We start from the raw sequence: 23878 nt of genomic DNA on the forward strand, positions 1-23878 counted from the left end.
ATAAAGAGCGATTAATGACTAATATTGCTCTTTATTTTTAGGGGTTATATGGATTAAAAATTAATCCTCACCAATCATTCCTACTTTTTTGTTTGTCTCAGTATCTATATAGATAACGATCTTCTCTTCAGGATTATCTCCATTAAAAGTAACAGAATATAGTTTATCTTTATGATAATTTTTATTAAATATAGTCGCTTGATTAGGTATAGATTCTACTTTTTTAACGACTCCATGTTTATCACTTAACGCAGCCTGTTCAGTTCTTGTTAAGCTAGCATATGCAATCCCTTGGATATTTTCGTTATTATTTTTTTCACAACCAATTACTAAAAAAAGCATAAATGTTATCATTAATATGGAAAAATTTTTTCTCATAAAATCCACTTCCTTTCTATATATAATAACATGTAATACATAAAAAAATGTTAAATCATGGTAATTTGACTTAGTATTAAAAAATTATTGAAAATGTAAAAGTATATAGAAAATAGAGTAGAAATTAATAGAAAAATTAATTGTGTATTAACTATAGGAGGAGGTGATCATATGGGACAAAACAAACATGCATTACATCTTCACAAGCGTCTAAACACTTTGCATACAAAACATAATGAACGAGTTGCTGATTTTCATAAACAGCACGCGCTTCAGATTGAAAATGGTGAAAATGGAAATGGTTTATTAGCTAAATGGGAAAGATTTGTTTATTTCAAAGGAAGAAATGCATTTAGGGCAATTAAGGGAATTGTTAAGTGAAAAGTGGAAACATAGGGGAGAGGGAAACCTTTACCCTTTTTTATTCTTTAAAAAAAATATAAGTGGACTGCAAATAAAATCCGAAAACCGCAATTAAATTTGGCGAAACTGCAATTAAATTCCATGGAATCGCAAATAAAATTAAAAATTACCATTACCAGTTAAGGTATTATGACCTTCAAATTAGACAATAGTAGATACTTTTAAATCAAAAACTAGTAAATCTGTTCCAAACCGAATAAAAACTTGATAAATTCTATTATTTATCTAAAAAGATCATTCATATCAGCCTCAAGTTAAAGCACTGTTGAGATTTCCCCTAGGCATCAGTACATTCACCCTTTTTTACAATTAAAAAAAGGGTACCTCATACGTCATTTAATCTGACTTATGAGACAGCCCCATTATTTGATATTAGCCTTCTCCATGTAATCGATATGCCATGTGGTTTGTTGGGCCAACGTATTGATTAAGTGGGAATGAGTGACGAATTGCTTCAGTAATGAATTTCTTTGCAGTGTAGATTGCTTCTCTTGGTTCTGCTCCTTTAGCAAGCTCTGCACAGATCGCTGCAGAATAAGTACAACCCGCACCGTGAGTATATGTAGTTTCGATTCTGTCAGATTCTAGATGCTCGATTTTTTCACCATCAAATAACACATCTATTGCATTTTCATGCTGAATTTTGCTTCCACCTTTAACTAAAACATATTTAGCACCTAATTCATGGATTTTGCGTGCTGCTTCTTCCATTTGTTCTACAGTGCAGATTGGTGGCATTTTAGCTAATTGAGCTGCCTCAAATAAATTTGGTGTTACAACTGTTGAAAGTGGTACTAAGATTTCTCTTAATGCATCATTTGTCTCTGGGTGAAGAGCCTCGTCATTTCCTTTACAAATCATAACTGGATCTACAACAACTCGATCGATATTATGTTTTTTTATTGTTTTTGCAGCTAACTCAATTATTTCAGTTGAACCAAGCATACCTGTTTTCATTGCTTGAATTCCAACGCCAACAACGATTGTTTCTAATTGTGCTGCAATTGTATCTATATCAATTGGAAATACTTGATGATGCCAATGATTATGAGGATCCATTGCTACTAAAGTTGTAATTGCACTCATGCCATAAACATTACGTTCCTGAAACGTTTTAATATCAGCTTGTAATCCAGCTCCACCACTACTATCAGATCCCGCAAGTGTCAATGCCTTATAAATTGTCATGTGAAAAATTCCTCCTTTGAAGTACATAGAATTATTATACAAAAACATAAGTGCTAGGTACAAGACATGAGCATCATGAAGCGAAAATCAAGAAATAGATTTCTAAGGTTGAGTCTATTTTTGTCGAAAAATTTATTGACAAACTAGATTAATAGATTGTATATTGAGTTTATAAAAATTAATTTAATATAATCTTTATCTCGTATGGATAGAGGCGCAGTTTTGATTAGTCGTTACTTTGAGGTTTATGGTACCTGTGAAAAGTAATAAAAGGTGAAACTGCCGAAGTAATAAATTTACCATTTAAATTTATTACTGGGCCTATTGCTGAATAAGCATAGGACTGTCACAAGATTTTCTTGTGGAGGGCTATTGAAGAGATGTTGATGCTGTTTGACACATATATTTGAGTCTTAAACACGTGAACATTGCTTCACGTGTTTTTTTGTATTTTACCAGATTTTCCATTCTTTACATATTGACGAAAATACTGAGTAAAATACACATCATACAACACTTTTTTACCGTCCCATATTCTCGCGTAAAGATAAGATTGCAAGAATGAAGAGGAGGCAATAAGATGGGACTAACAAACCCTAAAAATGATAAAGTAGTATCGAATACTCACGATGGTTCTTTAAAAAGGGGCCTTAAAGCAAGACATTTAACGATGATTTCAATTGGTGGTTCAATTGGGACAGGTTTGTTTTTAGCTAGTGGAACTTCAATTAGCCAAGCTGGACCTGGTGGAGCTGTTTTAGCTTACGGACTAATTGGTATTATGGTTTACTTCTTAATGACTAGTTTAGGTGAAATGGCGACTTATTTGCCAGTTTCTGGTTCATTTAGTACTTATGGATCTCGCTATGTTGATCCAGCATTTGGTTTTGCTATGGGTTGGAATTATTGGTATAACTGGGCAATCACTTTAGCATTTGAATTATTAGCTTCGGCAATGCTGATGAAATATTGGTTCCCACATACTCCAGCTGTTTTATGGAGCGGAATCTTTTTAGTGATTATTTTAGGTTTAAATTTACTTTCAGTTAAAGGCTATGGTGAATCAGAGTTTTGGTTTTCATTAATTAAAGTTGTAACTGTTGTTGTCTTTTTAGTTGTTGGTATTGCAATGATTTTTGGTATTTTAAGTGGACATCATGCAGGTTTCAAAAACTTTACTGTTGGAGATGCTCCGTTTCATAATGGATTTTTAGGTGTATTATCAATCTTTATTGTTGCAGGTTTCTCATTCCAAGGTACAGAGTTAATCGGTGTTGCAGCAGGTGAGACAGAACATCCAGAAAAAAATGTTCCAAAAGCTATCCGTCAAATTTTCTGGCGTATCCTTTTATTTTATGTTTTAGCTATTATCGTAATTGGTTTATTAATTCCTTATACAGATCCTGGTCTAGTGAAAAACGACGTGGCTGTTAGTCCATTTACTTTAGTATTTGAAAAATTAGGTGTTGCATTTGCGGCTTCTGTAATGAATGCAGTTATTTTAACATCAGTTTTATCGGCAGGTAATAGTGGAACATACGCATCTACTCGTATGTTATATACTCTAGCAATCGAAGGAAAAGCTCCTAAATTCTTAACAAAAGTAAATAAAAATGGTGTTCCTACTAATGCTTTATATATAACACTTGCAGTTGGTTCACTTGCTTGTTTATCTTCATTCTTCGGTGAAGGTCAAGTGTATACTTGGTTATTAAATTTATCAGGATTATCAGGTTTCCTTGCTTGGTTAGGTATTGCGATTTCTCATTACCGTTTCCGTAAGGCTTATGTTGCTCAAGGTAAAGATTTGAATGACCTACCTTATCGCGCAAAATGGTTCCCATTAGGTCCAATCTTAGCATTTTTAGCTTGTTTATTTATTGTACTAGCTCAAAACTGGCAAGCATTTACTGGTAATGCAATTGATTGGCAAGGTGTACTTGTTTCATACATTGGAATTCCTGTGTTTTTAATTGTTTGGTTAGGTTATAAAGTTAAACACAAAACAAAAGTTGTTTCTTATAAAGAGATGGACTTATCTAGAAAATAACTATAGAGTATAGCCCTTTCATTTTGATGGAAGGGCTTTTTAGTCATTTTAACGATTTTTTTGTAAATTTGGAATTTTTGTTCACAAAAACTAATACCTTTAGTATTATAAAACTAAAGGTATTAGTTTTTATTATTAGGAGGGGATAAAATGAAGATTACGAAAAATAATTATCTTTATGAGTTGAGCTTCTTACCCAATTTCTTTCCTGTAAATTGTTTTTTAGTTGAAGAAGAAAACGAACTTACGTTAATTGATACAGCGCTATCCTTTAGTGCGACTAAAATTATTGAAGCAGCTAATCAAATCGGCAAAAAAATTACGAATATCGTTTTAACGCATGCGCACGGTGACCATGTTGGAGCGCTTGATCAATTAAAATCACTACTTCCTGATGCAGTCGTCTCCATTTCAAAAAGGGATGCAAAATTATTAAAAGGAGACACTAGTTTAGAAGCTAGTGAGCCAAATACTCCTATAAAAGGTGGCGTTCCTAAAAATATCCAAACTATTCCGGATCGGTTACTACAGGAAGGAGACACTATTGGGTCATTAATAGCAGTTGAAGTTCCCGGTCATACACCTGGTTCAATGGCATTTTTAGATCAACGTACAAATGCCATTATCGCTGGTGATGCTTTTTCATTAAGAGGTGGTTTTGCGATCTCTGGTCAATTAAGAATTTTATTTCCTTTTCCATCTATGGCAACATGGAATAAAGATGCTGCTTTAAATAGTGCTAAGAAAATTAGTGAATTAAAACCTACACTATTAGCAGTCGGTCATGGTACGATGTTAAGTCATCCACAAGAAGCAATTGACCGTGCTCTTAAAAAGCAGTAAGTGAAGGGGAATTCGTAATGTCACCAAGAATTGGATTGAATTTTAATCAATTACTGAGTACTTCAATTAAAATTGTCGATACAGAAGGGTGGGAGGCTTTAACGATTAGTTATCTTGCAAAGAAGCTAACGATTCAACCACCATCGATTTATAATCATATTAAGAATTTGGATGAACTAAAAAATAGTGTTGCATTACATGGAATTACACAACTTTATGAAAAACTTCGTGAATCGGTTGAAGGTAAAAAAAGTGAGAAAGCAATTTTTGCATTAGCTTTTGCTTATCTTGATTATGCTAGAACCCATCCTGGTTTATATAAAGCTACCTTATCTCCGTCTCAAACACCAGGTGATGAGTATCGTTTAACGGGGAATAAAATATTGAACGTAATCTATGAATTAATGAAACCGTATAATTTAACGGACATTGAACTTATTCATGCGGTAAGAGGTTTTAGAAGTTTGCTTCATGGTTTTGTTTCGCTTGAAAAAAGTGATGGATTTGGTATAAATATTCCAATTGATGAAAGTGTACTTTTTGTATTGAAAAATTATGTAAGAAATTTGAAGTCGGATATAAAGCAATAATCAAAAGGATAGGAAGGTTTAAATACCTTCCTATCCTTATTTATAGAGAAAATACGTTTTTATTTAAATTAAGCGTTTACGCCGTCTTTGAAGTTTTTATTCCAGTTTTTATCTCCCATATGTTCAAGATCTTCAGTAGTACGTTCTAATACGTCAATTAGTAACGTCTTCATATGGTGAATATTGTTATAAAATAATTTTTCTTCTTCTAAATCTGGTTTTGCATGATGAGCTGCCTTAATTGCTGTTTCTTCACGAAATTTTTTAACTTTTAAGTCTAACTCATCAAAGACGTGTTTTACATACTTTACAATATTTCTATGGTTTAACGTATTTCTCTCATTTAATTCCTCTAACTTGTTTACCATAGTCATTTTCCTCCATGAATTAAGATTAAAAGATTTATATTGATTATACTGAAACAATGTGAAAAAACAATATAAATTATAAATTTTTAACCATTATAATCAAAACCTTATGATTCGATTTGAAGTTAAAATTGTATTTTTTTCGATCTGTTTTATGCTAAAATGACTTAATAATATTTTCTATTTTGAAAGAGGAGGCTATTATGAAAGCAATTGTCATTCATCAATATGGAGATAGCTCTGAGTTTAAAAATGTTGAACTTTCAATACCGAAGCCATCTGGTCATCAAGTTTTAGTTAAGGTTTCTGCGACTAGTATCAATCCGATTGATACAAAGATTAGAAAAGGGATTGTACCGAATGCGTTCCATCCTAATTTTCCGATGATTTTACATAGTGATTTTTCTGGTGAAGTTGTTGAAGTTGGTGAAAATGTTTCACGTTTTTCAGTTGGAGATTTTGTTTTCGGTTTAAATGTCTTTACGGGTAGTCTTTCAGATTATTTTTTAATAGAAGAAACAGTAATTGCTAAAGCTCCAAAAAATTTACCTATTCAAGAAGCTGCAAGTTTACCATTAACAGCTATTACTGCATGGGAGGCACTTTTTGACAGAGGTAATTTAAAACAAGGTGATCATATTTTAATTCATGGCGGGGCAGGTGGTGTTGGTCATCTAGCTATCCAGTTGGCGAAAGCTTTTGGAGCTACTGTTACGACAACTGTTTCGTCGAATGAAAAAGCTGATTTAGTTAAAAAACTAGGTGCAGACCATGTCATTAATTACAAAGAAGAGACCGTCCAAGAATATGTTAACCGCCTAACGGATGGGCAAGGCTTTGATCTTGTTTTTGATACTGTCGGTAATGAAAACCTAGATAAATCATTTATTGCAGTTAAACCAAAAGGTACTGTTCTAGCAATCGCAGCACGTTCGACGCATGATTTAACACTTTTACATAACAAATCTTTATCTTTACATGTAATTTTTATTCTGCTTACTCAAAAAACTGAGGAAGGGCGTAAAGAACATAGTGCTATTTTAAATAAAATTGCTACTTTAGTTGAAGAAGGTAAGCTTAAACCGCTAATCAATCCAAAATCTTTTACATTTGATCAAGTGAAGGACGCTCATGATTACTTTGAAAATAATGAAGTTCAATATGGTAAAGTATTAATTGAAAATAAGTAATTTTATTGAATCCCTTTTGCATATGCATGGGGATTTTTTCTTACCATTTCATTTTGAGCTTGAAATCAAACCTCTGAGTGTTCGTGTTTTTGTATACCTTTTTATTAATGAATACGTCAAAGCTTCGTAAAACAATAAAATTATGTAATTAAGTGATTTGTTTTATGAACCCTATAAGATTAATCTTGTTCTTCTCATGGTTTTTAATCAGTAGTGGTATATAATGGAAATATAATTCGTGGAATAAAGGATGTGAAAACGAGGTAGAAATTTTCTCCCTCTATTCAAATGAAAATAAAATTAATTATTGCTGATGATAATTCATTTATTAGGGAAGGGCTTAAAATTATATTGAGCTCTTATGAAGAGTTTGAAGTATTAGAAACAGTAAATGATGGGAATGAAGCGTTAAAATATTGTCAAAATAATGAAGTAGATGTTGCGCTTTTAGATGTTCGAATGCCAAATATGAATGGCGTAGAAGCTACGAAGCATATTTCCGAGCAAACTAAAACAAAGCCGCTTATTTTAACGACTTTTGATGATGATGAGTACATTATTGATGCTGTGAAAAATGGAGCAAAGGGCTATTTATTAAAAAATAATGAACCAGAACGTATTCGAGAAGCGATCAAAAGTGTTTATCATGGAAATACAGTCATGCAAGATTTAGTACTGGATAAAATTAGAACGAATTTAACAAGCAATGCAAATACAGCAGATACGAAAATAGATACGAGTTTGTTTACCCAAAGAGAGTTAGATGTAATGGCTCTAATTGCAAAAGGGTTTTCGAATAAGGAAATTTCTAAGCAAATTTATATTTCTGAAGGAACAGTTGCTAATTATATTACTTCAATTCTCGGAAAAACAGGGCTAGAACATCGAACACAAATTGCTATTTTCTATATTACTGGGAAAGTAGACTAACGCGAAGGAGTTACATATGGAGCGTTGGATTATTTTAAATAAGCTCTCTGTTATATTGTATATAGCTTTAATTTGTATTCAAAAAGAAATTCCTAATTTCTCTTGGGTACTGTTTGCATTGCTTGTTTATTTTTGTTTAAATATTAGTCTTTATTTAATTAAAAATAGATCGTTGATAAAATTTTTACTAATCTTATCAATTTGTTTAATTGTCTATTCCAATTTAAAGATTCAGCCATTATTTCTTTTACTACTGCCAATGTCGATCTTAGAGCTTGTTTCTTTTTTTACTTCGAAAAAATGGATTGGTTGCTTTTTGGCACTACTTCCAATTTTCTACTTATCTATTTCTTTACAGCCTATTTATGGATTAATTTCATTATTTAGTTTTATCGTTTTTTCGCTTGTTAATTTGTATAACACTAGATTACGGTTTAAAGAAGATCAAATTGACAAAATGAGGAGAACGATTCAAAAGCTGTCAAAAAAGATAAATAACCATAATGAGTTTATTGAGCAATCGGAATATACCTTTAAATTGGAGGAACGAAATCGTATTTCTCAAGAAATACATGATAAAATAGGGCATTCAATGACAGGTGCGCTATTTCAAATGGAAGCAGCTAAACATTTAATGAGTACTAATCAAGATAAAGCATTAGAATTGCTTCAAAATGCGATAAATATTTCAAAGGATGGTATTGAAAATATAAGACTCACTTTAAAAAATATGAAGCCTCCAACTGAACAAATGGGAATTCATCATATGAAATTATTCATAGATGAATTTTCTGCTAAGCATGATTTAAAAACATTGTTTGTCTATAAAGGAAATCTCGATCTTATTACGCCAATTCAATGGAAAGTAATTCAAGAAAATGTAGTTGAGGCTTTAACAAATACGATGAAATATGCAAATGCTACAGAGGTTTCGATTGAAATACATGTCATGAATAAAATGATAAAAACAAATGTAAAAGACAATGGTAAAGGGAAAGTGAAAATTAAAAAAGGTTTAGGCATCATTGGGATGGAAGAGAGAACAGCGGCTATAAACGGGAAAATAATAGTGGATGGTCATGATGGTTTTTCAGTTACAACGTTGCTTCCAATCCAATAATCTTAACATGTGTTATGAATTTCTATTAAGTCCATCATGATTTTGCCTAAATAAAAACATGAATATTCTCATGTGAAAAGGGTGAACTAATACACTGATATTAGTTCACCCTTTTGCTTATAATAGCATCATACAAAAAGCTTAAGAGGTGAGAGGATGAAAGTTTTAGAGATAAAAAATTTAACTAAAAAGTTCGGGGATTTTATAGCAGTAGATAATATGTCTTTATCAATTGAAGAAGGAGAAATTTTCGGATTTCTTGGAGCAAATGGAGCGGGGAAAAGTACGACAATTAATATTATTTCAGGGCTACTCCGAAGTAATCAAGGTACTGTAGAAATTCTAGGTAAAAACAGTAAGAAGAATAGTAAGTTCGCAAAAATGAATATTGGAATGGTACCTCAAGACTTAGCTATTTATGAAGATTTAACTGCCTATGAAAATGTTAGATTTTTCGCTGGACTATATGGTTTAAGAGGTTCGGAATTAAATGAAAGAGTAGAAGAAGCCTTACAATTTGTAGGGTTAGAAGATAAATTTAAGGAATATCCAAAAAATTTCTCTGGTGGAATGAAGAGAAGGTTAAATATTGCGTGTGCGATTGCACATCGACCTAAACTGATTATTATGGATGAACCAACTGTTGGGATTGATCCACATTCACGAAACTATATTCTTAATAGTGTACGTAAGCTTAATGAAATGGGTTGTACAATCATTTATACGAGCCATTACATGGAAGAAGTTGAAGAAATATGCTCACGTATTTCGATTATTGACCATGGAAAAATCATCGCTGAAGGAACAAAGGAACAGCTTAAATCGATTATTACGAATACAAAGGATATTCGAATTGAAGTTAAAACGACTGAAAATATTGATGTTACGGAACTTAAAGCGATTAATGGTGTTGAGAACGTTCATATTTTAGATAATGTTATTACGATTACTTCAGATAATGGTGTGAATAATTTAAATAAAATCATTCAACATTTTATTAATAATGAAATCGAAATCAGTTCATTACAGGAAAATGCGCCTAACTTAGAAACTGTTTTCCTTACATTAACAGGCCGAAATTTACGTGATTAACTTCATGGAAAATTATTTAATAAGGAGGCAATTAGCTTGAATATTTTTAATATTGCTTTCATGGAAATTAAGCGTGACTTTCGAGATGTAAGGAACTTATTTTTTATGTTAGCATTTCCAATCATTTTAATGCTTGTCTTAGGTACTTCACTTTCAAATGCCTTTTCAACATCCGTCCCGATTAAAGATGTGCATGTTTTATATAAAGAACAATCAACAACTGGTGAGTTTTCGCAGTATTTTAACGAATTAATTAAAAGCACGAAAAAGTCTGGAATTCATTTTAAAAAAGCTGCGAGTAATACAAATGGCGAGAATGAAGTGAAACGAAATCATTATGATGGCTATATTTCTATTCAAGATAACGGAATTAAGCTTTATATCAATGAAGGAAACAGTGTTGAGGGTAGTGTTATTCAAGGAATGTTAACTTCTTTTGTAGATAAATATAATGTTGGCGTGGAAGTTGCAAAAGTCGATCCAACTCAAGTTAAAGAAGTCTTTTTAGGTAATGCTCATGATGATTATATTAAAGACACGTCGATTTCATCAAATAAACAGCCAGGTTCGATGGATTATTACGCGATTGCAATGACGACTATGATTGTTCTTTATGCAGCTATGTCTGCGAGTAAATTGATCACGGGAGAAAGAGTTAGAAAAACTGCTGATCGATTAATCGTTTCTCCTATTTCTAAATTTGAGATTTTTATAGGGAAAATACTTGGAAGTTTGGTTGCTAACTTTCTGTGCATTATTGTAGTTGTCTATTTCAGCAAATACTTTTTTAAAGCCAATTGGGGTAGCCATCTATTATTAGTCTTTATTGTTTTACTAACGGAAGTTCTTCTATCAATTAGTTTAGGGCTAGTTGTAAGCTATATAACGAAATCAAATGCATCATCTAGAGCAATCATCATGATTGTTGTGCAGCTGTCTTCATTCTTTGGTGGAGCTTACTTTAAGTTGGACGATACTAGTGGGATTTTAAAATTCATTACTCAGCTTTCACCACTTACATGGGTTAATACTGCAATTACAAAAATTATTTATGCAAACGACTTGTCAGCTGCTATCCCGGCGCTTGTCTTTAATATAGGTTTTTCTTTATTATTCCTATTTCTTGCATCTATTTCTCTACAAAGAAGGGAGGGGCTGTAAGATGCAGACAGTTTTTTGGCTAATTTCGAATACTTTAAGAGCTACTTTTAAAAATAAGAAAAATATTATTATGTATATTTTAGTGCCTCTAATTGGTATTTTTATTTCCTTTCTAGCTTATGGTGGTTCCAATAAAACGATCGTTCATGTTGGGATTGTCAATGAGGATCATCAATATATTGCAAATGATACGATTAAGTTTTTAGAACACTTAGATAACGTTCGTATTGAAATAATAAACAATTCTGATGCCAATGATAAGATCGCTTCAGGATCACTTGATTGTGTTATTTCGTTCCATGATGGTTTTACAGATAGTGTACGTTCTGGTAACCCAAATCATATTCAAATATCTTCTATAAAAGGTGCTCAAATTACGAGCTTTGTAAAATCTTATTTATACAATTATATCGACAATGTTTCAGCTATTAGTAGAGTGGCAAAAACAGACCAAACTAAATTTAATGAAATGTATTCCAACTACCAAAATGCAAGCTTCAAGGTAGCAACAAAAACATTATCAGATTCATCTCAATCTGAAAATATGACGACATATAGTTTAGGCTTTTTGATTATGATTATGTTAATGTCTGCAGGGAATCTTTCTGAAATTATTTTAAAGGAAAAAGAAAATCGAATTTACTACAGACTTTTGTCAGCACCTATTAATGCTAGAAAATATATCTTCTCAAATGTTGTAGTAAATATGATTGTCATGACTATCCAAGTAATTATTACGCTCATCTTTATGACTAAAGTGTTTCATATCGATATTCATATTCCATTTTGGGAAGCGGCAATTGTTATGATGCTTTTTGCTTTGGTCTCAGTCGGGATCTCATTAATGATTGTGGCGTTCTCTAATAGTTCAAAATCATCTGGAGCATTGCAGAATTTAATCGTTGTTCCAACTGTTATGATCTCCGGTTGTTTCTGGCCAATTGAGATTATGCCATCATCAGTACAAAGAATTGCGGATTTTCTTCCACAAAGATGGACGTTAGAGACATTGACGAAGTTGCAACAAGGAAGTAGTTTAGGAAGCTTATATTTAAACATTTTAATCCTTCTAGTTTTTGCGACTGCATTTTTCTTAATTGCTATTTATAAGTTTAGTCGTAATAGTTCTACTAGAAATTTTGTGTAAGTATAAAAAAAATCCATCTCTTTATTTAAGAGATGGATTTTTTAGCTATTTTATTAGTCCATTGAACTACAAATTTCAATAAAATGACCGTCTGGATCTGCTACATATGCTACTGTTTGACCCCATGGCTTTGTAATGGGGTCTTTGATGATGTTTACACCTTTTGTTCGTAAATCTTCTATTGTAGAATGCACATCATCAGTTATAAATCCGATTTCAAAGGTTTGAGAGGATGCTTCAGTATTTTTATAATTTAATCCAGTCAGTTCTTGAACATTGCCACGTTCAATCATAGCAAGTACGGTATTGCCAGTATCTAATTCTACATACGTACCATGATTTCCACGAATAGGAAGGCCTAAAGACTCAGTATAGAAAGTAAGAGATTTTTCTAGACTTGAAACATATAAAATTAAATACCTCATTTTCAACATTTCATTAACCTCCAGAATAGTTTAATCTCTTTTTCTTTCTACATATATAAGGTTTTTACCTTCTTACATTGGTTTTGGCAAGTGCTTATTCAAACTGATAGGTATAGAATGATTCCTTCGCAAAAAATGATTTTAATCGATCATCAGGTATATCCTCAAATTTTTCGATTTTTACAACGTCTTTTAGCATCGCCTCTGTCTGAGAGCGGTGTGCTTTCATCGTTCTTAGTTTCTGGGTTGCAACATCCATTACATCATTCACGATATCGGGTTTCCCTAAAACTTCAAAGCGTTCTTTTGTAATTGCAATACACCATACTGTTGGACGATCATCTTTATCCATTCGTCGAACTGCTTCAACAGCAGCTCTTGCAGTTGCATCATGGTCTGGGTGGACACCGTGTTCTGGATAAAAAGTAATTAATAAAGTTGGCTGAATCTCGTCGATGATTTCCTTTATTGGACTAATTACATCCTCAGGGTCTTCGAATTCAATTGTTTTATCATGAAATCCTAGCATTCTTAAATCTTGGATTCCCATTTCTCTACAAGCGTCGATTAATTCGTTTTTACGTATTGTAGGAAGTGATTCTCTTGTTGCGAAAAATGGATTTCCCATATTTCGTCCCATTTCTCCTAATGTTAAACAAGCGTATGTAACCGGAATCCCTTTATTTGTAAACTTCGAAATCGTTCCAGCAGCCCCAAAAGCTTCATCATCAGGGTGAGGGAACACAAGTAATACTTTTTCTTGTTTTTGACTCATTTTTAGTGCTCCTCTCTTAAAATGGCGTATAGCTTAAATGTATTGCGATTGCAAGCTTTCCATCCTCATTATGACCTGCTAGTAGGAGGCGACCTTGGTCATCAACTTCAAAATCAGTTAATCCTTCTGCAACAACCCAGCCTTCTTCAAGCTTTAATCCGACACGGTATGGGTATTTGCCTGTGATCGTAGCACGGCTAATGATTACTTTCGTATTTCTAATAAAGGCATTTACCGTCATTACTTTTTCATTAAAGTGATTAGCATATGCACCATTTGTAGTTTCTAAATGTAAATATACTGTTTGATTTATATAATTTTGAAGTGCATCTTGGGCAGCACCAATTTCTAATTTTTGCATTTTCTCGTACCTCCTTTAAAAAGTATTATAATCCAACTTTCCCTAAATTGGTAATTTGTTGGCTTGTGATTTTGAACATAAAAAGATCCCTATCTAATTGGGTGATAGGGATTGGGGGGATGTGTATAACATGATTACTAAAATTTAACTGTTTAAATATTCAGTTAATTTATATTTAATATACATGATGGGAAAATATTCGTCAACCACTTTTGTTAAAAAAATTTAAAATATTCAAAAAATAAGAAAATAAGGTAATTAGTGGTATCTTTTTATTGATAATATACGTGACTAGAACTCGACAAAAAAGACGAGTTTTTGTGTAAAATAGTCAAATTTTTACTTGTTTTACCTTTTTTTTCTTTTCTAAAAAGATATTAATTGTTAAACTAGAGTAGAATAATATTTTTAAAGGGAGGTTTTTAACGTGAAGGCAGAAGCGCGAAAACTATATAATCCACAAAGAGAAGAATTAAACAAGCCTTCTCGTAATCAATTTCCGCAGACTCAAAAAAGAAAAACAATACGAATCCATCGAATCATTTTGACAACCTTATTTTTGTCTTTAATTGTCGCGTCTGGTATATATATGTATAGTCAAAACAAGATCTCTTCGGCAAAGCAACATGAACTTTCAACATTACATGTCGAACAAAAAAAAGTAGCTAAAACTGAAAAAGATTTAAACAGACAGACTAGACTATTAAATGATCCGGATTTTATAGCAAACTATGCTCGTGATCAATACATGTTCTCTAAAAAAGGAGAAACAATCATCATCGTGCCGAAATCGAAAGATGAGATCAGCTCAAACTAACAATTAATAACTTAAAGATTCTCATATATGTGGGAATCTTTTTTCTATATTTATTATAGAACTAATGTTCGTTTTATGCAAATTTAAAGTCGAACGTACGAACTTAAATAGGAAGAAGGGAATAGAATTTTTTCATATCTTTTACATTTTTGTCTTATAAACAGACTCTTTCTCTTATCACTTTGTTGTCTATTCAGTTCTAATTACCCATGATTTCTACAAAATTTTTACTATTCTGAAAAATACATCTTTGTTATAATTTAAATAAGCTTAAATAAGGAGGATTAACATGAAAAAGTTCATTTACGTTTTTGCTATTTTAATTGTACAAGTAATTTTGACGTTCCTTGTTAGTGTTCTCTCGGATTCATCGGCTAGTAATATTGCTATTATGGTAGGATTCGTTACGACGGTCTTCCTTTATTGGAAAACAGCTAAAAAAGTAAGTTATACTCCTCTGCAGCGATATCAATGGTTGCGTGCTGCTGGATTAGAATTTAATGACTTACATAAAGATTTTCAAAGAAAAATTGCTATTAAAGCATCGCTAATTTATAGTTTTTCAGGTTTAGTTGTTACTTTGTATACATCACATATTTTATTATAAGGAATAGTCAAAAAAAAATGGACAAGCATACTAATTGCTGTCCATTTTTTTATTTTTATTCTGATTCATGTTGTAGGCGTTTAATACGTCTTCTATATGCAATTGATGAAACAAGAATACTTAATTCGTATATAACTAACAATGGTAAGCTTGTCATCATATCAGATACAAAATCAGGCGGTGAAATTGCTGTTCCGATAATAATAAGGATAAAATATGCAAATCGTCGAGATTTTCTTAAAAATGCTGGTGATACGATTCCGATACTTGTTAAAAATAGTATAATGACTGGTAAATCAAAGAAAAACGCAAAAGGAACAACTAAGTTAAATAAGAAGCTAAAATAGCGTTCAGCTGTGAAAGTAACTGTTACTAAGTCTTCTCCGATGTCCTGTAAAAATTTTAAAACGTTTGGAAAGATGAAATAATAGCCAAATGCTAATCCACAAACGAACAATAAGAATAAAGCTGGTATATAAAGCATTGTGCTTTTTCGTTCTTTTACATGCAAGGCCGGCTTTACAAACGCCCATATTTGGTAAGCTATGACAGGGATACTACACGCGATCGCGAACACTCCACCAATCATTAGATAAATCCAAAGGACATCACTTGGACCAAGCGCTAGAAGCTTTCCATGCAAATCTTGAACAAGGAAATTGAATATAGCTTTCGTATAATATAATCCAATCCCTAAAAAAATAACGAATGCAACAATAACTTTTATTATTCGATTTCGAAGCTCATCTAAATGGTCAATGACACTCATTTCTTTTTCTTGCATAATTTCCCCCAAAGCAAACTGTGAAAGTATTTTATTACACTTTAAAAAGTATAAATTGGCTAGCGATGTCGATTATGTACATTACTCGATTTAGTTTGCCAATTCTAGGAATAAAGTGTAAGTGCAACTACGTCTTTAGTCTTCGCCTAAAAGGCTCACCAATCGACTAGTTTTCTATAATATTGAGCTTCCTATATTTTGTCAGAAAAAAGAACAATCGTCAATGAATATAAAGACATTAATTGTTCTTAAATTACCATCATTTGTTAATTTATTCATATGAAAACTAACCTTATCCGACTATAATAAAAGTATGAGTATGAAAGATAAGGATGGTACGTATTTTGGATGGAAAAAGTCATGTAATTGTAGGATTATTTGCAACTGGTGTCACAATGTATGCAACAAAAAATGATTCTATGACCGTCCCGCTTATAGTTGGTGCAATCAGTAGTTTGGCTCCTGATTTAGATCATCATAATGGTTTACTAACAAAAAAAGTTTCAATGCCGCTAAAAGTTCTGTTCAGCTTATTATTTTTAGCAGTTACATTATTTATTGTTGTGAAGACAGGGAAGTTAATTTATTCTGGATCATGGATTTATGCAGTAGGTATACTCATATTATTTATTATTTGTGTTAGCTGGTTACGGAATTTAAAAACAATACTAATGTTAACAGGCATATTAATTGCAGTTATTGGTTGGTTTTTCTTTTATGGTTATTGGTCAATCTTTGCGCTTGGATTATTTATTGCTGTTTCTTCGAGATTAAAGCATCGTGGCCCAACTCATTCCCTTTACTTTTTAGCTGTTTGGAGTGGAATTTGTTATTTGCTGCAAAAAGACTTAAATGTTAATGGATTATGGTTAGCTGGTACAGTCGGTTATTTTTCTCACCTATTAGCGGATCAGTTGTTTACAAAACAAAGTATTAAGTGGTTATAACCTCTTTAATTGTCACATTTTTTTATTAAAAAAGATCCATACTAAGAAAGATGTGATGATGAAAGAAGGGTCAATATTGAAAAAAATAAATTCTCTAATATCCATGTGGATTTTGTTTTTTATGCTTGCTTTGTCAATCCCGGTTGATGCAAGTAGTAATACGTATAACCATCAACGTATTAAAGTGAATACTAATTCTTTTGTTTCTAGCAAACAACCATCAACGCATCTTGCAATTAGGAGATCGTATCGTTCTAATAGAAGTTTTCGACCAACAGCACCTAGATCGAGCTATCGATCATATAGAAGTCCTGGAAGGAATTTTTTAGGGTATGCAGGTGCATTTGGGTTAGGCTCTCTTTTTGGATCGATGCTAAACCCATTTGGTGGCTACTATGGTGGTCAGCAGTTTGGTTTTTCATTTTTTGGATTATTATTAGATTTTTTAGTAATAGTAGTGATTATTTGGTTTATTAAGAAAATCTTTCGTAGAAACCGATATTAACTTTCCACTTTTGAGGTGACTTGTGAAAATCTATTTTGATGAACAAGATGTTGCCAATGCAATTTGTGTATATGTGGCAGATTTAGAAGGAATTCGCCTAGAAAGTGTGCAAATTGAGTTTCAATTCGATGAGGATGACGGAGTAAGCTGCCAAGTCTCGGCTAATTATCGGAACGTATTGTATTATGAGCAACAAATATCTGACGCAATTGGTTTTTACTTGGAAGAAATTCATCGTTTTTCATCCTATGCAATGGAAATTATTATTGGTTTTGATGAAGAAGATGGAATTACGAGTGAAATATCATTTGTCTATTCATAAAACCCGAGAGAGAACTGGATGTTCTTTCTCGGGTTTTTTCGATTGCTTAGGCATAATTCGTTACGTATTCGTAAACAATATCTTGTACTATTTCATATAATTCACGGTCATCATTTAATTGTTCGGTAACGATTTGTTCGTACAGTTTATCTAGCATATCAGCTGTAATCCACTGTTCGTGTTCTCCTCTATATTGCATTAATGCTCGTTTAATCATCTGCTTTACAAACTGTCCATCCACTTATAGTCTTACCTCCCTTAAGCTAATTTTAGTATAGCTAAAATTTTGTATTGTTCCTAGCGAAAAAATTTTATTGAAATCGAACGTATATTCGTTTAATATATGTTTATAATAAAATAAGAACATTAGTTCTGCTATTTTTTGGAAAATCGGAGTGATATGTATGAGCATTTGTTATGAAGAGTTACCACATCATCGGATATTATGCATCGATATGAAGAGCTTTTATGCAAGTTGTTCTGCGGTTATGCTCCAATTAGATCCATTAGAATGTTATTTAGCAGTTGTTGGAGATGTGGAGAGGGAAGGAAGTATCGTACTTGCAGCTTCCCCACGATTAAAAAAGGAATTTGGGATCAAAACAGGATCAAGGGTTTTTGAAATACCAAAAGATCCGCGAATTAAAATTGTAAATCCTTCAATGTCAAAATATCTAGAAATCTCAACAAACATAGTAAAGTTGTTAAATGAATTTGTACCTTTAGAAGATTTACATGTATACAGTGTTGATGAATGTTTTTTAAAGGTGGATGGAGTGAAGAGATTATGGGGGGATGCATGGGAGATTGCCGAAAAAATTCGTTCTGAGATTATGGTAAGATTTCAATTACCTTGTTCGATTGGGATTGGACCGAACATGCTTTTGTCGAAGCTCTGTTTAGATTTAGAAGGAAAAAAAGATGGGATAGCCGAGTGGACTTATGAAGATGTAGAAAAAAAGCTATGGCAGGTGAGTCCTCTTAGTGAAATGTGGGGAATCGGTAAAAGAACCGAGCGAACTTTAAATACAATGGGTATTTTTACAGTAGGACAGTTAGCGAAATATCCTCTTCATTTGCTGGAGAAGAAATTCGGAGTGATGGGAAATCAACTATATCATCATGCGTGGGGAGTAGATCTGTCTGAGCTTGGTGCACCAATAATGAACGGACAAATTAGTTTTGGTAAAAGCCAAATATTAATGAGGGATTATACGAAAGTTGAAGAAATTAAATTTGTTATTCGTGAAATGTGTGAAGAGGTTGCACGCCGAACTCGTAATGCTAAGAAGGCAGGACGGACGATTACATTAGGAATTGGATATAGTCGTGAAGAATTCGGTGGAGGGTTTTCTCATGCGTTTACAATGGATGACCCTACAAATATTACTTCAGATTTATATGAAGTATGTACGAAATTATTTGATCGATATTATGAAGGGAAGACAGTTCGGCAAATTCTCATTTCTCTTTCGAATATTGTAAGTGACGAAATCATGCAGTTAAATTTGTTTGATCAGAAAAAACCTCAAAAGCGCAATTTAGGATATGTGATGGACGCAGTCCGAAAAAAATACGGATCATCTTCGCTCCTCTGGGCTGTTTCTTATGCGGAAGGAGGAACAGCACTTGCCCGAAGCAAGCTGGTAGGTGGACACAAAGGTTAAAAAATTTCCTTTTGTCCTTTTCCCCCTGCAAGTGAAAGCCACTAGTTCTACCTAAGGTAAAAAGAGAAGAAAAGGAGAAGAATGCCGATGATTCGTGACCGTGGCACGATTAAATGGACGTCAATGATGTTACCAGAACATGTAAAAATGCTTCGTGATTGGAAAGTATCACAAAATTATGAACAACAAAAAGATGTAGATGAACAACTATTAGAGGAAATGAACCGTCATCTTCAACAGGCAATTCACGAAGATGAAAGTGTACAAATTACTTATTATAAAGACCACTATCACCATAATGTAAAAGGAAAAATAGGGAAAATTAATTTACACCAAAATAGGCTATCTATTTATGAAGAACAGGCTGGATATATGGAGCTGTTATTAAGTGATATTGTGGACGTGAAAATTGGATCTTGAACATCCAAAAAAATAATTAACCATTAACGAAAATTCCCCCTTTTTTAAGTACATATACATCGAAAGGGGGAGTTGAAAATGGCACAAATTGCTACTCAACAACTAACATTGTATGTAAATTTACATGCAGGAAAAGATGCACAAGGAAAAATCATTATCAAGAGGAAGGCATATAAAAATGTCCGAGTTGATGTTGATTTAGTGAAGCTAAGTGAAATCGGTAATGCCTTAGCATCATTGCAAGATCTACCATTAGTAGAGCTAGAAGTATTAAGCAATGGACTACTTTTAAACAGTCTATAAAAAAGGAGGAAAGAGATATGATTCAAACATTAGAGCTTAAATTTTTAAATGAAAACGAAAAGGTTGTTACGCTAACAGTAGACAATCCAACAATTCCAGTTAATCCAACATTAATCAATCAAGTAATGGATAAAATTGTAGCAAACAACGTATTCACTTCTACAAGCGGAATTGTCGTAGCCAAACAAGGCGCACGCTTAGTTGGTAAGGAGATTATTGAGATTGAGTTATAAGCTCTATTAGGAAAAGAGTTTTGTAGGCAGTCTAAAGACCTTCTGAAATGATATTATCCCCTTATAGTAGACACGTGAAAAAGCCTATCTGATAAAATGGATAGGCAGTCTACTATAGGGGGATTTATTATGGCTTTAAAAGGAACAAAATTTAAACACTATTCAACTGAACTAAAACTAAAGGCAGTAAAGTTATATGAGGATGGCTGTGGAAGTTACGTTTCAATTTCAGAGGAGTTAGGTTTACGCAGTTCAACTCAACTGAAAGATTGGGTAAAAAAGTATAGAAAAGGTTTATCGAATTATGAAAGAATTAGATATAAAATCCGTCATTCGTAAAAAAAGAAAATACTATGGGAAGGAAGCATCAAATGTTTATCCTAACCTTTTAAATCGTCAATTTAAACAAGATTTACCGAACGTTGCATTCGCAACTGACATTACATATATCAAAGTTGGAGACAGGTTTTATTATCTTTCAGTCATTCAAGATCTTTATAATAATGGAATTGTGTCTTGGAAGTGTTCCAATCGAAATGATCTTAAATTGGTCATGGAAACAGTTAAAGATTTATGTAAAAAAAGAAACGTGTATGGAAGTATCCTGCATTCAGATCAGGGATTCCAGTACACGTCTACAAAATACAGCCAGTTCTTAGAAAAGAATAATCTATTAGGCAGCCACTCTCGCAAAGGAAACTGTCTAGACAACGCATGCGTTGAATCATTCTTCTCACACTTCAAATGTGAATTGGTGTATCTATCTAATTTTAATTCAGAACAGGAACTTATTCAAGAAATTACAGAGTACATACAGTTTTACAATTATGAGCGTACACAAAAACGACTAAACCGTTGTTCCCCTGTAAATTACAGGTTAACAACGGCTGCATAGTCAGTCTTTTTAAATATGTCTACTTGACAGAGTTAAGTCCAGAAATGCAGAAGGTCTTTTTTTGCGTTATAATAATAAAGAATGAAAACATAAAATAGAAAATAGTTAAATTGTAATAAGAATGCTTTAGTAGAATTGGGGAATAGTTAGCATTCAGATTATAAGAGAATAGTAGAAAAGGAGAGAACGACATGGCACTAATTGCAATTGATATGGATGGTACACTGGTAAATGGTAAGAATGGAATACCAATGGAAAACATTGAAAGCATCCGGGCGGCACAAAAGGAAGGAATCCATGTTGTCATTTCTACAGGTAGAATGTATGAAAGTGCGAAGGAAGTATTAGATGAGGCTGGTCTAACATGTCCAATTGTTTGTTTAAATGGCTCTCAAATATACGACTATGAGGCGAAAATTTTACACAACGATTCAATGGATAAAGAAATTTTTGCGAAAGCCTTAAGCGTATGTGAAGCGGAAAATAAAACATTTATTATTAGTACTAGTGAAGGATCATTTACAAAGTGTCGAGATACACTATATGATGAATTTTTCACTGATAAGCAAACTGGCAAGACACACAAAGTGACAGCTACTTTAAGAAAGGTTCGAACGTATTCTTCTATTGAAGATTTTAATGAACTTGATGTATATAAAATATTATTTCTTTCCAATAAAGAAGAGGTTATTAGCCGCATTCGTCTAAAACTAATGCAAGAAGAGGGTCTGCTAATTACTTCGTCAGGTTCAAATAACGTTGAAATTAATGCAGCAAATGTAAGTAAAGGAGCAGCATTATTAAAGCTTGCACCAATCCTTGGAGTAGATTTAAATGAGAGCATGGCAATTGGAGATAGTTTTAATGATGTCTCTATGTTTAATCGAGTAGGTTTTCCAGTTGCTATGGGAAATTCGAAAGAAGAGCTAAAAGGTCACTGTACATTTGTTACAAAAACAAATGAAGAAGCAGGCGTAGCTCATGCAATTTATCATTTTTTAGATCAAAAACAAAAATTAAAGCAAAGTTAATTAAATTTAGTTTATAGACTGGCAAAAGAGGGAGTTCAAAAGTTAAAGTACTTTTTGAGCTCTCTTTTTTTATGGGATAAGTTGCTGATTTACTTAGGCTCTGCTAAAGTTGATTGTTGATTTTCGTTATCTAACTAAATGGCAGGATAGTTGAATAAGAAAAGGGTAAAATTTTCATTTGTAGAATATAAGTATTGAGATAGGTAATAAATTGATAGTCATATTAATACTTTTTGGAGGGGCTAATGAAAATTAGGGATGGCTATAAAAAGTGGCGTGTTTTAATTGGGATAACACTACTTCTTTTCGTAATCGCAGGATGTCAATCCAAAAACAAAAATATTAGTAATACTCAAGAAGTGGTAAATAAGCATAATGAAATTGAGAATATAGAAGGGTTAAACAGTTTTGTTGATAATGTAAACAATCAAAAAGAAACTGAAATAAATTATGTTCAATATGGGATAGAGGGACAACGTGGAGTAAGAACATTAACATTTAATGGAGAACAAATTAATGTTTCACATAGTGTCGATGGGAAATTTATTGAGAAGTATAACTGCAAAAATATAATAGTAAAAATTGAAAAAGAGGTTAAGTACTATGTACTTAGCCAATGTACGGGAAATTTTAATGGAGATTTAGAGTTATTATCAGTACCAATTAAAGATTAATGATTCAACTAACGCATGCATTAGTTGAACAACGTGATCGACGATTTGTCGGTCCTTTTTTATTGAACAAAATGGCAGTTTAGTTGCATAATTATTTGGAATTTTATGGTAAAATATATGTGTTAAGGGTAAATGTTAGGAGATTCTATGAAGAAAAAAATGATTTTCGTTTTTATTTTTTTAATTGCATTTGGCTTGATTGTTAATTCGTACAGATTCTTTGAAGACGGTCCATTCTATACAAAATTTGTAAAATCCACAGACCTTTCAAATGAAATCTTCGATAAAGTAGAGCTACACGATAATATTAGTACTTCAACTTACACAAAACGCTTTGGTAAACCGTTGGAAAAAGATGATAATGATGCCTACGATTACTACTTTTGGAAAAATGGATTAACAACTGCTTCCATCATCAATGTTGCCAACATACCTTCTTATGCACTGTTCAAAGTAGATGAAAAGAAAAACTATTCGATTATTGCTACACCCGTATATGATGATTTAGAAGAAGCAGATTTCTATGGTGCTTATTTGAAAAAAAATCAAGATAATTAGTTTACCTGTTCAACTAACGCATGCATTAGTTGAACAACGTGATCGACGATTTGTCGGTCTCTTTTATTGAACAA

General features: G+C 32.6%; 32 protein-coding genes and 1 riboswitch. Of the genes, 24 read left to right on the plus strand and 8 right to left on the minus strand.

The window, feature by feature from the left end:
• Positions 1 to 60: 60 nt before the first annotated feature.
• The gene (locus ABEY15_RS21380) at positions 61 to 378 is read right to left on the minus strand and encodes a hypothetical protein (protein ID WP_429892073.1); all 318 of its coding nucleotides are present in this window, start codon (positions 376 to 378) and stop codon (positions 61 to 63) included.
• A 171-nt stretch (positions 379 to 549) separates the two neighbouring features.
• On the opposite strand from ABEY15_RS21380, the gene ABEY15_RS21385 reads away from it, so the two are divergent.
• Positions 550 to 759: a hypothetical protein gene (locus tag ABEY15_RS21385; protein WP_429892074.1), complete on the plus strand. Its 210-nt coding sequence runs from the start codon at positions 550 to 552 to the stop codon at positions 757 to 759.
• Between the two features lie 414 nt (positions 760 to 1173).
• Here ABEY15_RS21385 and pdxK read toward each other — a convergent pair whose 3' ends face one another.
• The gene (gene pdxK, locus ABEY15_RS21390; RefSeq protein WP_098429334.1) at positions 1174 to 1989 is read right to left on the minus strand and encodes a pyridoxine/pyridoxal/pyridoxamine kinase; all 816 of its coding nucleotides are present in this window, start codon (positions 1987 to 1989) and stop codon (positions 1174 to 1176) included.
• 201 nt (positions 1990 to 2190) lie between these two features.
• Positions 2191 to 2369, plus strand: a riboswitch (Lysine riboswitch).
• Positions 2370 to 2569: 200 nt separating this feature from the next.
• Here pdxK and ABEY15_RS21395 point away from each other — a divergent pair.
• The 3 genes from ABEY15_RS21395 to ABEY15_RS21405 all read left to right on the plus strand — a co-directional run bounded on the left by ABEY15_RS21395 (position 2570) and on the right by ABEY15_RS21405 (position 5472).
• Positions 2570 to 4039, plus strand: a complete 1470-nt coding sequence (locus ABEY15_RS21395; RefSeq protein WP_429892075.1) for an amino acid permease — start codon at positions 2570 to 2572, stop codon at positions 4037 to 4039.
• Positions 4040 to 4189: 150 nt separating this feature from the next.
• Positions 4190 to 4882 (plus strand): MBL fold metallo-hydrolase, encoded by a 693-nt coding sequence (locus tag ABEY15_RS21400; RefSeq protein ID WP_429892076.1) that lies wholly within the window; start codon positions 4190 to 4192, stop codon positions 4880 to 4882.
• Positions 4883 to 4899: 17 nt separating this feature from the next.
• On the plus strand, positions 4900 to 5472 hold the full coding sequence (locus ABEY15_RS21405) for a TetR/AcrR family transcriptional regulator (protein WP_429892077.1): 573 nt from the start codon (positions 4900 to 4902) through the stop codon (positions 5470 to 5472).
• A 68-nt stretch (positions 5473 to 5540) separates the two neighbouring features.
• On the opposite strand, the gene ABEY15_RS21410 is transcribed toward ABEY15_RS21405, so the two are convergent.
• Positions 5541 to 5840 (minus strand): hypothetical protein, encoded by a 300-nt coding sequence (locus tag ABEY15_RS21410; protein WP_429892078.1) that lies wholly within the window; start codon positions 5838 to 5840, stop codon positions 5541 to 5543.
• 203 nt (positions 5841 to 6043) lie between these two features.
• Here ABEY15_RS21410 and ABEY15_RS21415 point away from each other — a divergent pair, with 203 nt between their 5' ends.
• The 6 genes from ABEY15_RS21415 (at position 6044) to ABEY15_RS21440 (ending at position 12480) form a co-directional block, all read left to right on the plus strand.
• Positions 6044 to 7030 carry a zinc-dependent alcohol dehydrogenase family protein gene (locus tag ABEY15_RS21415; protein WP_429892079.1) on the plus strand — a complete coding sequence of 329 codons (987 nt, stop codon included), beginning with the start codon at positions 6044 to 6046 and terminating at the stop codon, positions 7028 to 7030.
• A gap of 288 nt (positions 7031 to 7318) precedes the next feature.
• Positions 7319 to 7960, plus strand: coding sequence for a response regulator (locus tag ABEY15_RS21420; RefSeq protein ID WP_429892080.1), 642 nt, complete (start codon positions 7319 to 7321; stop codon positions 7958 to 7960).
• Between the two features lie 16 nt (positions 7961 to 7976).
• Positions 7977 to 9080, plus strand: a complete 1104-nt coding sequence (locus ABEY15_RS21425; protein WP_429892081.1) for a sensor histidine kinase — start codon at positions 7977 to 7979, stop codon at positions 9078 to 9080.
• Positions 9081 to 9236: 156 nt separating this feature from the next.
• Entirely contained in the window at positions 9237 to 10172 is a 936-nt protein-coding gene (locus ABEY15_RS21430) for an ABC transporter ATP-binding protein (protein WP_129688594.1), read from the plus strand.
• A 36-nt stretch (positions 10173 to 10208) separates the two neighbouring features.
• The gene (locus ABEY15_RS21435) at positions 10209 to 11333 is read left to right on the plus strand and encodes an ABC transporter permease (protein ID WP_429892082.1); all 1125 of its coding nucleotides are present in this window, start codon (positions 10209 to 10211) and stop codon (positions 11331 to 11333) included.
• A 1-nt stretch (position 11334) separates the two neighbouring features.
• Complete coding sequence (locus tag ABEY15_RS21440; RefSeq protein WP_429892083.1) at positions 11335 to 12480, plus strand: ABC transporter permease; 1146 nt, start codon at positions 11335 to 11337, stop codon at positions 12478 to 12480.
• A gap of 53 nt (positions 12481 to 12533) precedes the next feature.
• On the opposite strand, the gene ABEY15_RS21445 is transcribed toward ABEY15_RS21440, so the two are convergent.
• The 3 genes from ABEY15_RS21445 to ABEY15_RS21455 all read right to left on the minus strand — a co-directional run bounded on the left by ABEY15_RS21445 (position 12534) and on the right by ABEY15_RS21455 (position 14041).
• Complete coding sequence (locus tag ABEY15_RS21445; protein WP_429892085.1) at positions 12534 to 12914, minus strand: VOC family protein; 381 nt, start codon at positions 12912 to 12914, stop codon at positions 12534 to 12536.
• Between the two features lie 85 nt (positions 12915 to 12999).
• Positions 13000 to 13680, minus strand: a complete 681-nt coding sequence (gene bshB2, locus ABEY15_RS21450; RefSeq protein WP_429892086.1) for a bacillithiol biosynthesis deacetylase BshB2 — start codon at positions 13678 to 13680, stop codon at positions 13000 to 13002.
• A 16-nt stretch (positions 13681 to 13696) separates the two neighbouring features.
• Positions 13697 to 14041 carry a YojF family protein gene (locus ABEY15_RS21455; protein ID WP_056475499.1) on the minus strand — a complete coding sequence of 115 codons (345 nt, stop codon included), beginning with the start codon at positions 14039 to 14041 and terminating at the stop codon, positions 13697 to 13699.
• Between the two features lie 427 nt (positions 14042 to 14468).
• Here ABEY15_RS21455 and ABEY15_RS21460 point away from each other — a divergent pair, with 427 nt between their 5' ends.
• Together ABEY15_RS21460 and ABEY15_RS21465 are read left to right on the plus strand one after the other, a co-directional pair.
• Positions 14469 to 14858: an FtsB family cell division protein gene (locus ABEY15_RS21460; RefSeq protein WP_429892087.1), complete on the plus strand. Its 390-nt coding sequence runs from the start codon at positions 14469 to 14471 to the stop codon at positions 14856 to 14858.
• Positions 14859 to 15147: 289 nt separating this feature from the next.
• Positions 15148 to 15465 (plus strand): hypothetical protein, encoded by a 318-nt coding sequence (locus tag ABEY15_RS21465; protein ID WP_056475504.1) that lies wholly within the window; start codon positions 15148 to 15150, stop codon positions 15463 to 15465.
• 55 nt (positions 15466 to 15520) lie between these two features.
• Here the strand turns inward: ABEY15_RS21465 and tatC are convergent, their stop codons facing one another.
• Positions 15521 to 16249, minus strand: coding sequence for a twin-arginine translocase subunit TatC (gene tatC / locus ABEY15_RS21470; RefSeq protein ID WP_069033400.1), 729 nt, complete (start codon positions 16247 to 16249; stop codon positions 15521 to 15523).
• Between the two features lie 344 nt (positions 16250 to 16593).
• On the opposite strand from tatC, the gene ABEY15_RS21475 reads away from it, so the two are divergent.
• The 3 genes from ABEY15_RS21475 to ABEY15_RS21485 all read left to right on the plus strand — a co-directional run bounded on the left by ABEY15_RS21475 (position 16594) and on the right by ABEY15_RS21485 (position 18023).
• Positions 16594 to 17196 carry a metal-dependent hydrolase gene (locus tag ABEY15_RS21475; protein ID WP_429892088.1) on the plus strand — a complete coding sequence of 201 codons (603 nt, stop codon included), beginning with the start codon at positions 16594 to 16596 and terminating at the stop codon, positions 17194 to 17196.
• A 76-nt stretch (positions 17197 to 17272) separates the two neighbouring features.
• A complete protein-coding gene (locus ABEY15_RS21480; protein WP_429892090.1) occupies positions 17273 to 17701 on the plus strand; it encodes a hypothetical protein in 429 nt (142 codons plus the stop codon).
• Between the two features lie 22 nt (positions 17702 to 17723).
• Entirely contained in the window at positions 17724 to 18023 is a 300-nt protein-coding gene (locus ABEY15_RS21485) for a DUF2653 family protein (RefSeq protein WP_429892091.1), read from the plus strand.
• A 46-nt stretch (positions 18024 to 18069) separates the two neighbouring features.
• On the opposite strand, the gene ABEY15_RS21490 is transcribed toward ABEY15_RS21485, so the two are convergent.
• On the minus strand, positions 18070 to 18264 hold the full coding sequence (locus ABEY15_RS21490; protein WP_069033396.1) for a YqzH family protein: 195 nt from the start codon (positions 18262 to 18264) through the stop codon (positions 18070 to 18072).
• Between the two features lie 163 nt (positions 18265 to 18427).
• On the opposite strand from ABEY15_RS21490, the gene ABEY15_RS21495 reads away from it, so the two are divergent.
• From ABEY15_RS21495 to ABEY15_RS21535, 9 genes are all read left to right on the plus strand, one after another.
• Entirely contained in the window at positions 18428 to 19690 is a 1263-nt protein-coding gene (locus tag ABEY15_RS21495; RefSeq protein WP_429892092.1) for a Y-family DNA polymerase, read from the plus strand.
• A gap of 87 nt (positions 19691 to 19777) precedes the next feature.
• Positions 19778 to 20110: a YolD-like family protein gene (locus ABEY15_RS21500; protein WP_056475525.1), complete on the plus strand. Its 333-nt coding sequence runs from the start codon at positions 19778 to 19780 to the stop codon at positions 20108 to 20110.
• A 78-nt stretch (positions 20111 to 20188) separates the two neighbouring features.
• Positions 20189 to 20413, plus strand: a complete 225-nt coding sequence (locus ABEY15_RS21505) for a DUF1659 domain-containing protein (RefSeq protein WP_098234305.1) — start codon at positions 20189 to 20191, stop codon at positions 20411 to 20413.
• 17 nt (positions 20414 to 20430) lie between these two features.
• Positions 20431 to 20646 carry a DUF2922 domain-containing protein gene (locus ABEY15_RS21510; RefSeq protein WP_056475532.1) on the plus strand — a complete coding sequence of 72 codons (216 nt, stop codon included), beginning with the start codon at positions 20431 to 20433 and terminating at the stop codon, positions 20644 to 20646.
• 129 nt (positions 20647 to 20775) lie between these two features.
• Positions 20776 to 20985, plus strand: coding sequence for a transposase (locus tag ABEY15_RS21515; protein WP_429892093.1), 210 nt, complete (start codon positions 20776 to 20778; stop codon positions 20983 to 20985).
• Positions 20951 to 21541, plus strand: coding sequence for an IS3 family transposase (locus ABEY15_RS21520; RefSeq protein ID WP_429892094.1), 591 nt, complete (start codon positions 20951 to 20953; stop codon positions 21539 to 21541). Before ABEY15_RS21515 ends, ABEY15_RS21520 begins: the two co-directional genes overlap by 35 nt.
• Positions 21542 to 21732: 191 nt before the next feature.
• Positions 21733 to 22572, plus strand: coding sequence for a Cof-type HAD-IIB family hydrolase (locus ABEY15_RS21525; RefSeq protein ID WP_429892095.1), 840 nt, complete (start codon positions 21733 to 21735; stop codon positions 22570 to 22572).
• Between the two features lie 245 nt (positions 22573 to 22817).
• Positions 22818 to 23246, plus strand: coding sequence for a DUF4362 domain-containing protein (locus ABEY15_RS21530; protein WP_429892097.1), 429 nt, complete (start codon positions 22818 to 22820; stop codon positions 23244 to 23246).
• 147 nt (positions 23247 to 23393) lie between these two features.
• A complete protein-coding gene (locus ABEY15_RS21535; protein WP_429892098.1) occupies positions 23394 to 23804 on the plus strand; it encodes a hypothetical protein in 411 nt (136 codons plus the stop codon).
• Positions 23805 to 23878 lie beyond the last annotated feature (74 nt).

The sequence above is a fragment of the Gottfriedia acidiceleris genome, assembly GCF_050457485.1.
In the GTDB taxonomy this organism is placed as follows: domain Bacteria; phylum Bacillota; class Bacilli; order Bacillales; family Bacillaceae_G; genus Gottfriedia; species Gottfriedia acidiceleris_D.

Bases quoted from the DNA above. Each gene is read 5' to 3' on its own strand.
- ABEY15_RS21380 (WP_429892073.1), bottom strand. From the start codon at position 378: ATGAGAAAAAATTTTTCCATATTAATGATAACATTTATGCTTTTTTTA.
- ABEY15_RS21385 (WP_429892074.1), top strand. From the start codon at position 550: ATGGGACAAAACAAACATGCATTACATCTTCACAAGCGTCTAAACACT.
- pdxK (WP_098429334.1), bottom strand. From the start codon at position 1,989: ATGACAATTTATAAGGCATTGACACTTGCGGGATCTGATAGTAGTGGT.
- ABEY15_RS21395 (WP_429892075.1), top strand. From the start codon at position 2,570: ATGGGACTAACAAACCCTAAAAATGATAAAGTAGTATCGAATACTCAC.
- ABEY15_RS21400 (WP_429892076.1), top strand. From the start codon at position 4,190: ATGAAGATTACGAAAAATAATTATCTTTATGAGTTGAGCTTCTTACCC.
- ABEY15_RS21405 (WP_429892077.1), top strand. From the start codon at position 4,900: ATGTCACCAAGAATTGGATTGAATTTTAATCAATTACTGAGTACTTCA.
- ABEY15_RS21410 (WP_429892078.1), bottom strand. From the start codon at position 5,840: ATGGTAAACAAGTTAGAGGAATTAAATGAGAGAAATACGTTAAACCAT.
- ABEY15_RS21415 (WP_429892079.1), top strand. From the start codon at position 6,044: ATGAAAGCAATTGTCATTCATCAATATGGAGATAGCTCTGAGTTTAAA.
- ABEY15_RS21420 (WP_429892080.1), top strand. From the start codon at position 7,319: ATGAAAATAAAATTAATTATTGCTGATGATAATTCATTTATTAGGGAA.
- ABEY15_RS21425 (WP_429892081.1), top strand. From the start codon at position 7,977: ATGGAGCGTTGGATTATTTTAAATAAGCTCTCTGTTATATTGTATATA.
- ABEY15_RS21430 (WP_129688594.1), top strand. From the start codon at position 9,237: ATGAAAGTTTTAGAGATAAAAAATTTAACTAAAAAGTTCGGGGATTTT.
- ABEY15_RS21440 (WP_429892083.1), top strand. From the start codon at position 11,335: ATGCAGACAGTTTTTTGGCTAATTTCGAATACTTTAAGAGCTACTTTT.
- ABEY15_RS21445 (WP_429892085.1), bottom strand. From the start codon at position 12,914: ATGTTGAAAATGAGGTATTTAATTTTATATGTTTCAAGTCTAGAAAAA.
- bshB2 (WP_429892086.1), bottom strand. From the start codon at position 13,680: ATGAGTCAAAAACAAGAAAAAGTATTACTTGTGTTCCCTCACCCTGAT.
- ABEY15_RS21455 (WP_056475499.1), bottom strand. From the start codon at position 14,041: ATGCAAAAATTAGAAATTGGTGCTGCCCAAGATGCACTTCAAAATTAT.
- ABEY15_RS21465 (WP_056475504.1), top strand. From the start codon at position 15,148: ATGAAAAAGTTCATTTACGTTTTTGCTATTTTAATTGTACAAGTAATT.
- tatC (WP_069033400.1), bottom strand. From the start codon at position 16,249: ATGCAAGAAAAAGAAATGAGTGTCATTGACCATTTAGATGAGCTTCGA.
- ABEY15_RS21495 (WP_429892092.1), top strand. From the start codon at position 18,428: ATGAGCATTTGTTATGAAGAGTTACCACATCATCGGATATTATGCATC.
- ABEY15_RS21500 (WP_056475525.1), top strand. From the start codon at position 19,778: ATGATTCGTGACCGTGGCACGATTAAATGGACGTCAATGATGTTACCA.
- ABEY15_RS21505 (WP_098234305.1), top strand. From the start codon at position 20,189: ATGGCACAAATTGCTACTCAACAACTAACATTGTATGTAAATTTACAT.
- ABEY15_RS21510 (WP_056475532.1), top strand. From the start codon at position 20,431: ATGATTCAAACATTAGAGCTTAAATTTTTAAATGAAAACGAAAAGGTT.
- ABEY15_RS21515 (WP_429892093.1), top strand. From the start codon at position 20,776: ATGGCTTTAAAAGGAACAAAATTTAAACACTATTCAACTGAACTAAAA.
- ABEY15_RS21520 (WP_429892094.1), top strand. From the start codon at position 20,951: ATGAAAGAATTAGATATAAAATCCGTCATTCGTAAAAAAAGAAAATAC.
- ABEY15_RS21525 (WP_429892095.1), top strand. From the start codon at position 21,733: ATGGCACTAATTGCAATTGATATGGATGGTACACTGGTAAATGGTAAG.
- ABEY15_RS21530 (WP_429892097.1), top strand. From the start codon at position 22,818: ATGAAAATTAGGGATGGCTATAAAAAGTGGCGTGTTTTAATTGGGATA.
- ABEY15_RS21535 (WP_429892098.1), top strand. From the start codon at position 23,394: ATGAAGAAAAAAATGATTTTCGTTTTTATTTTTTTAATTGCATTTGGC.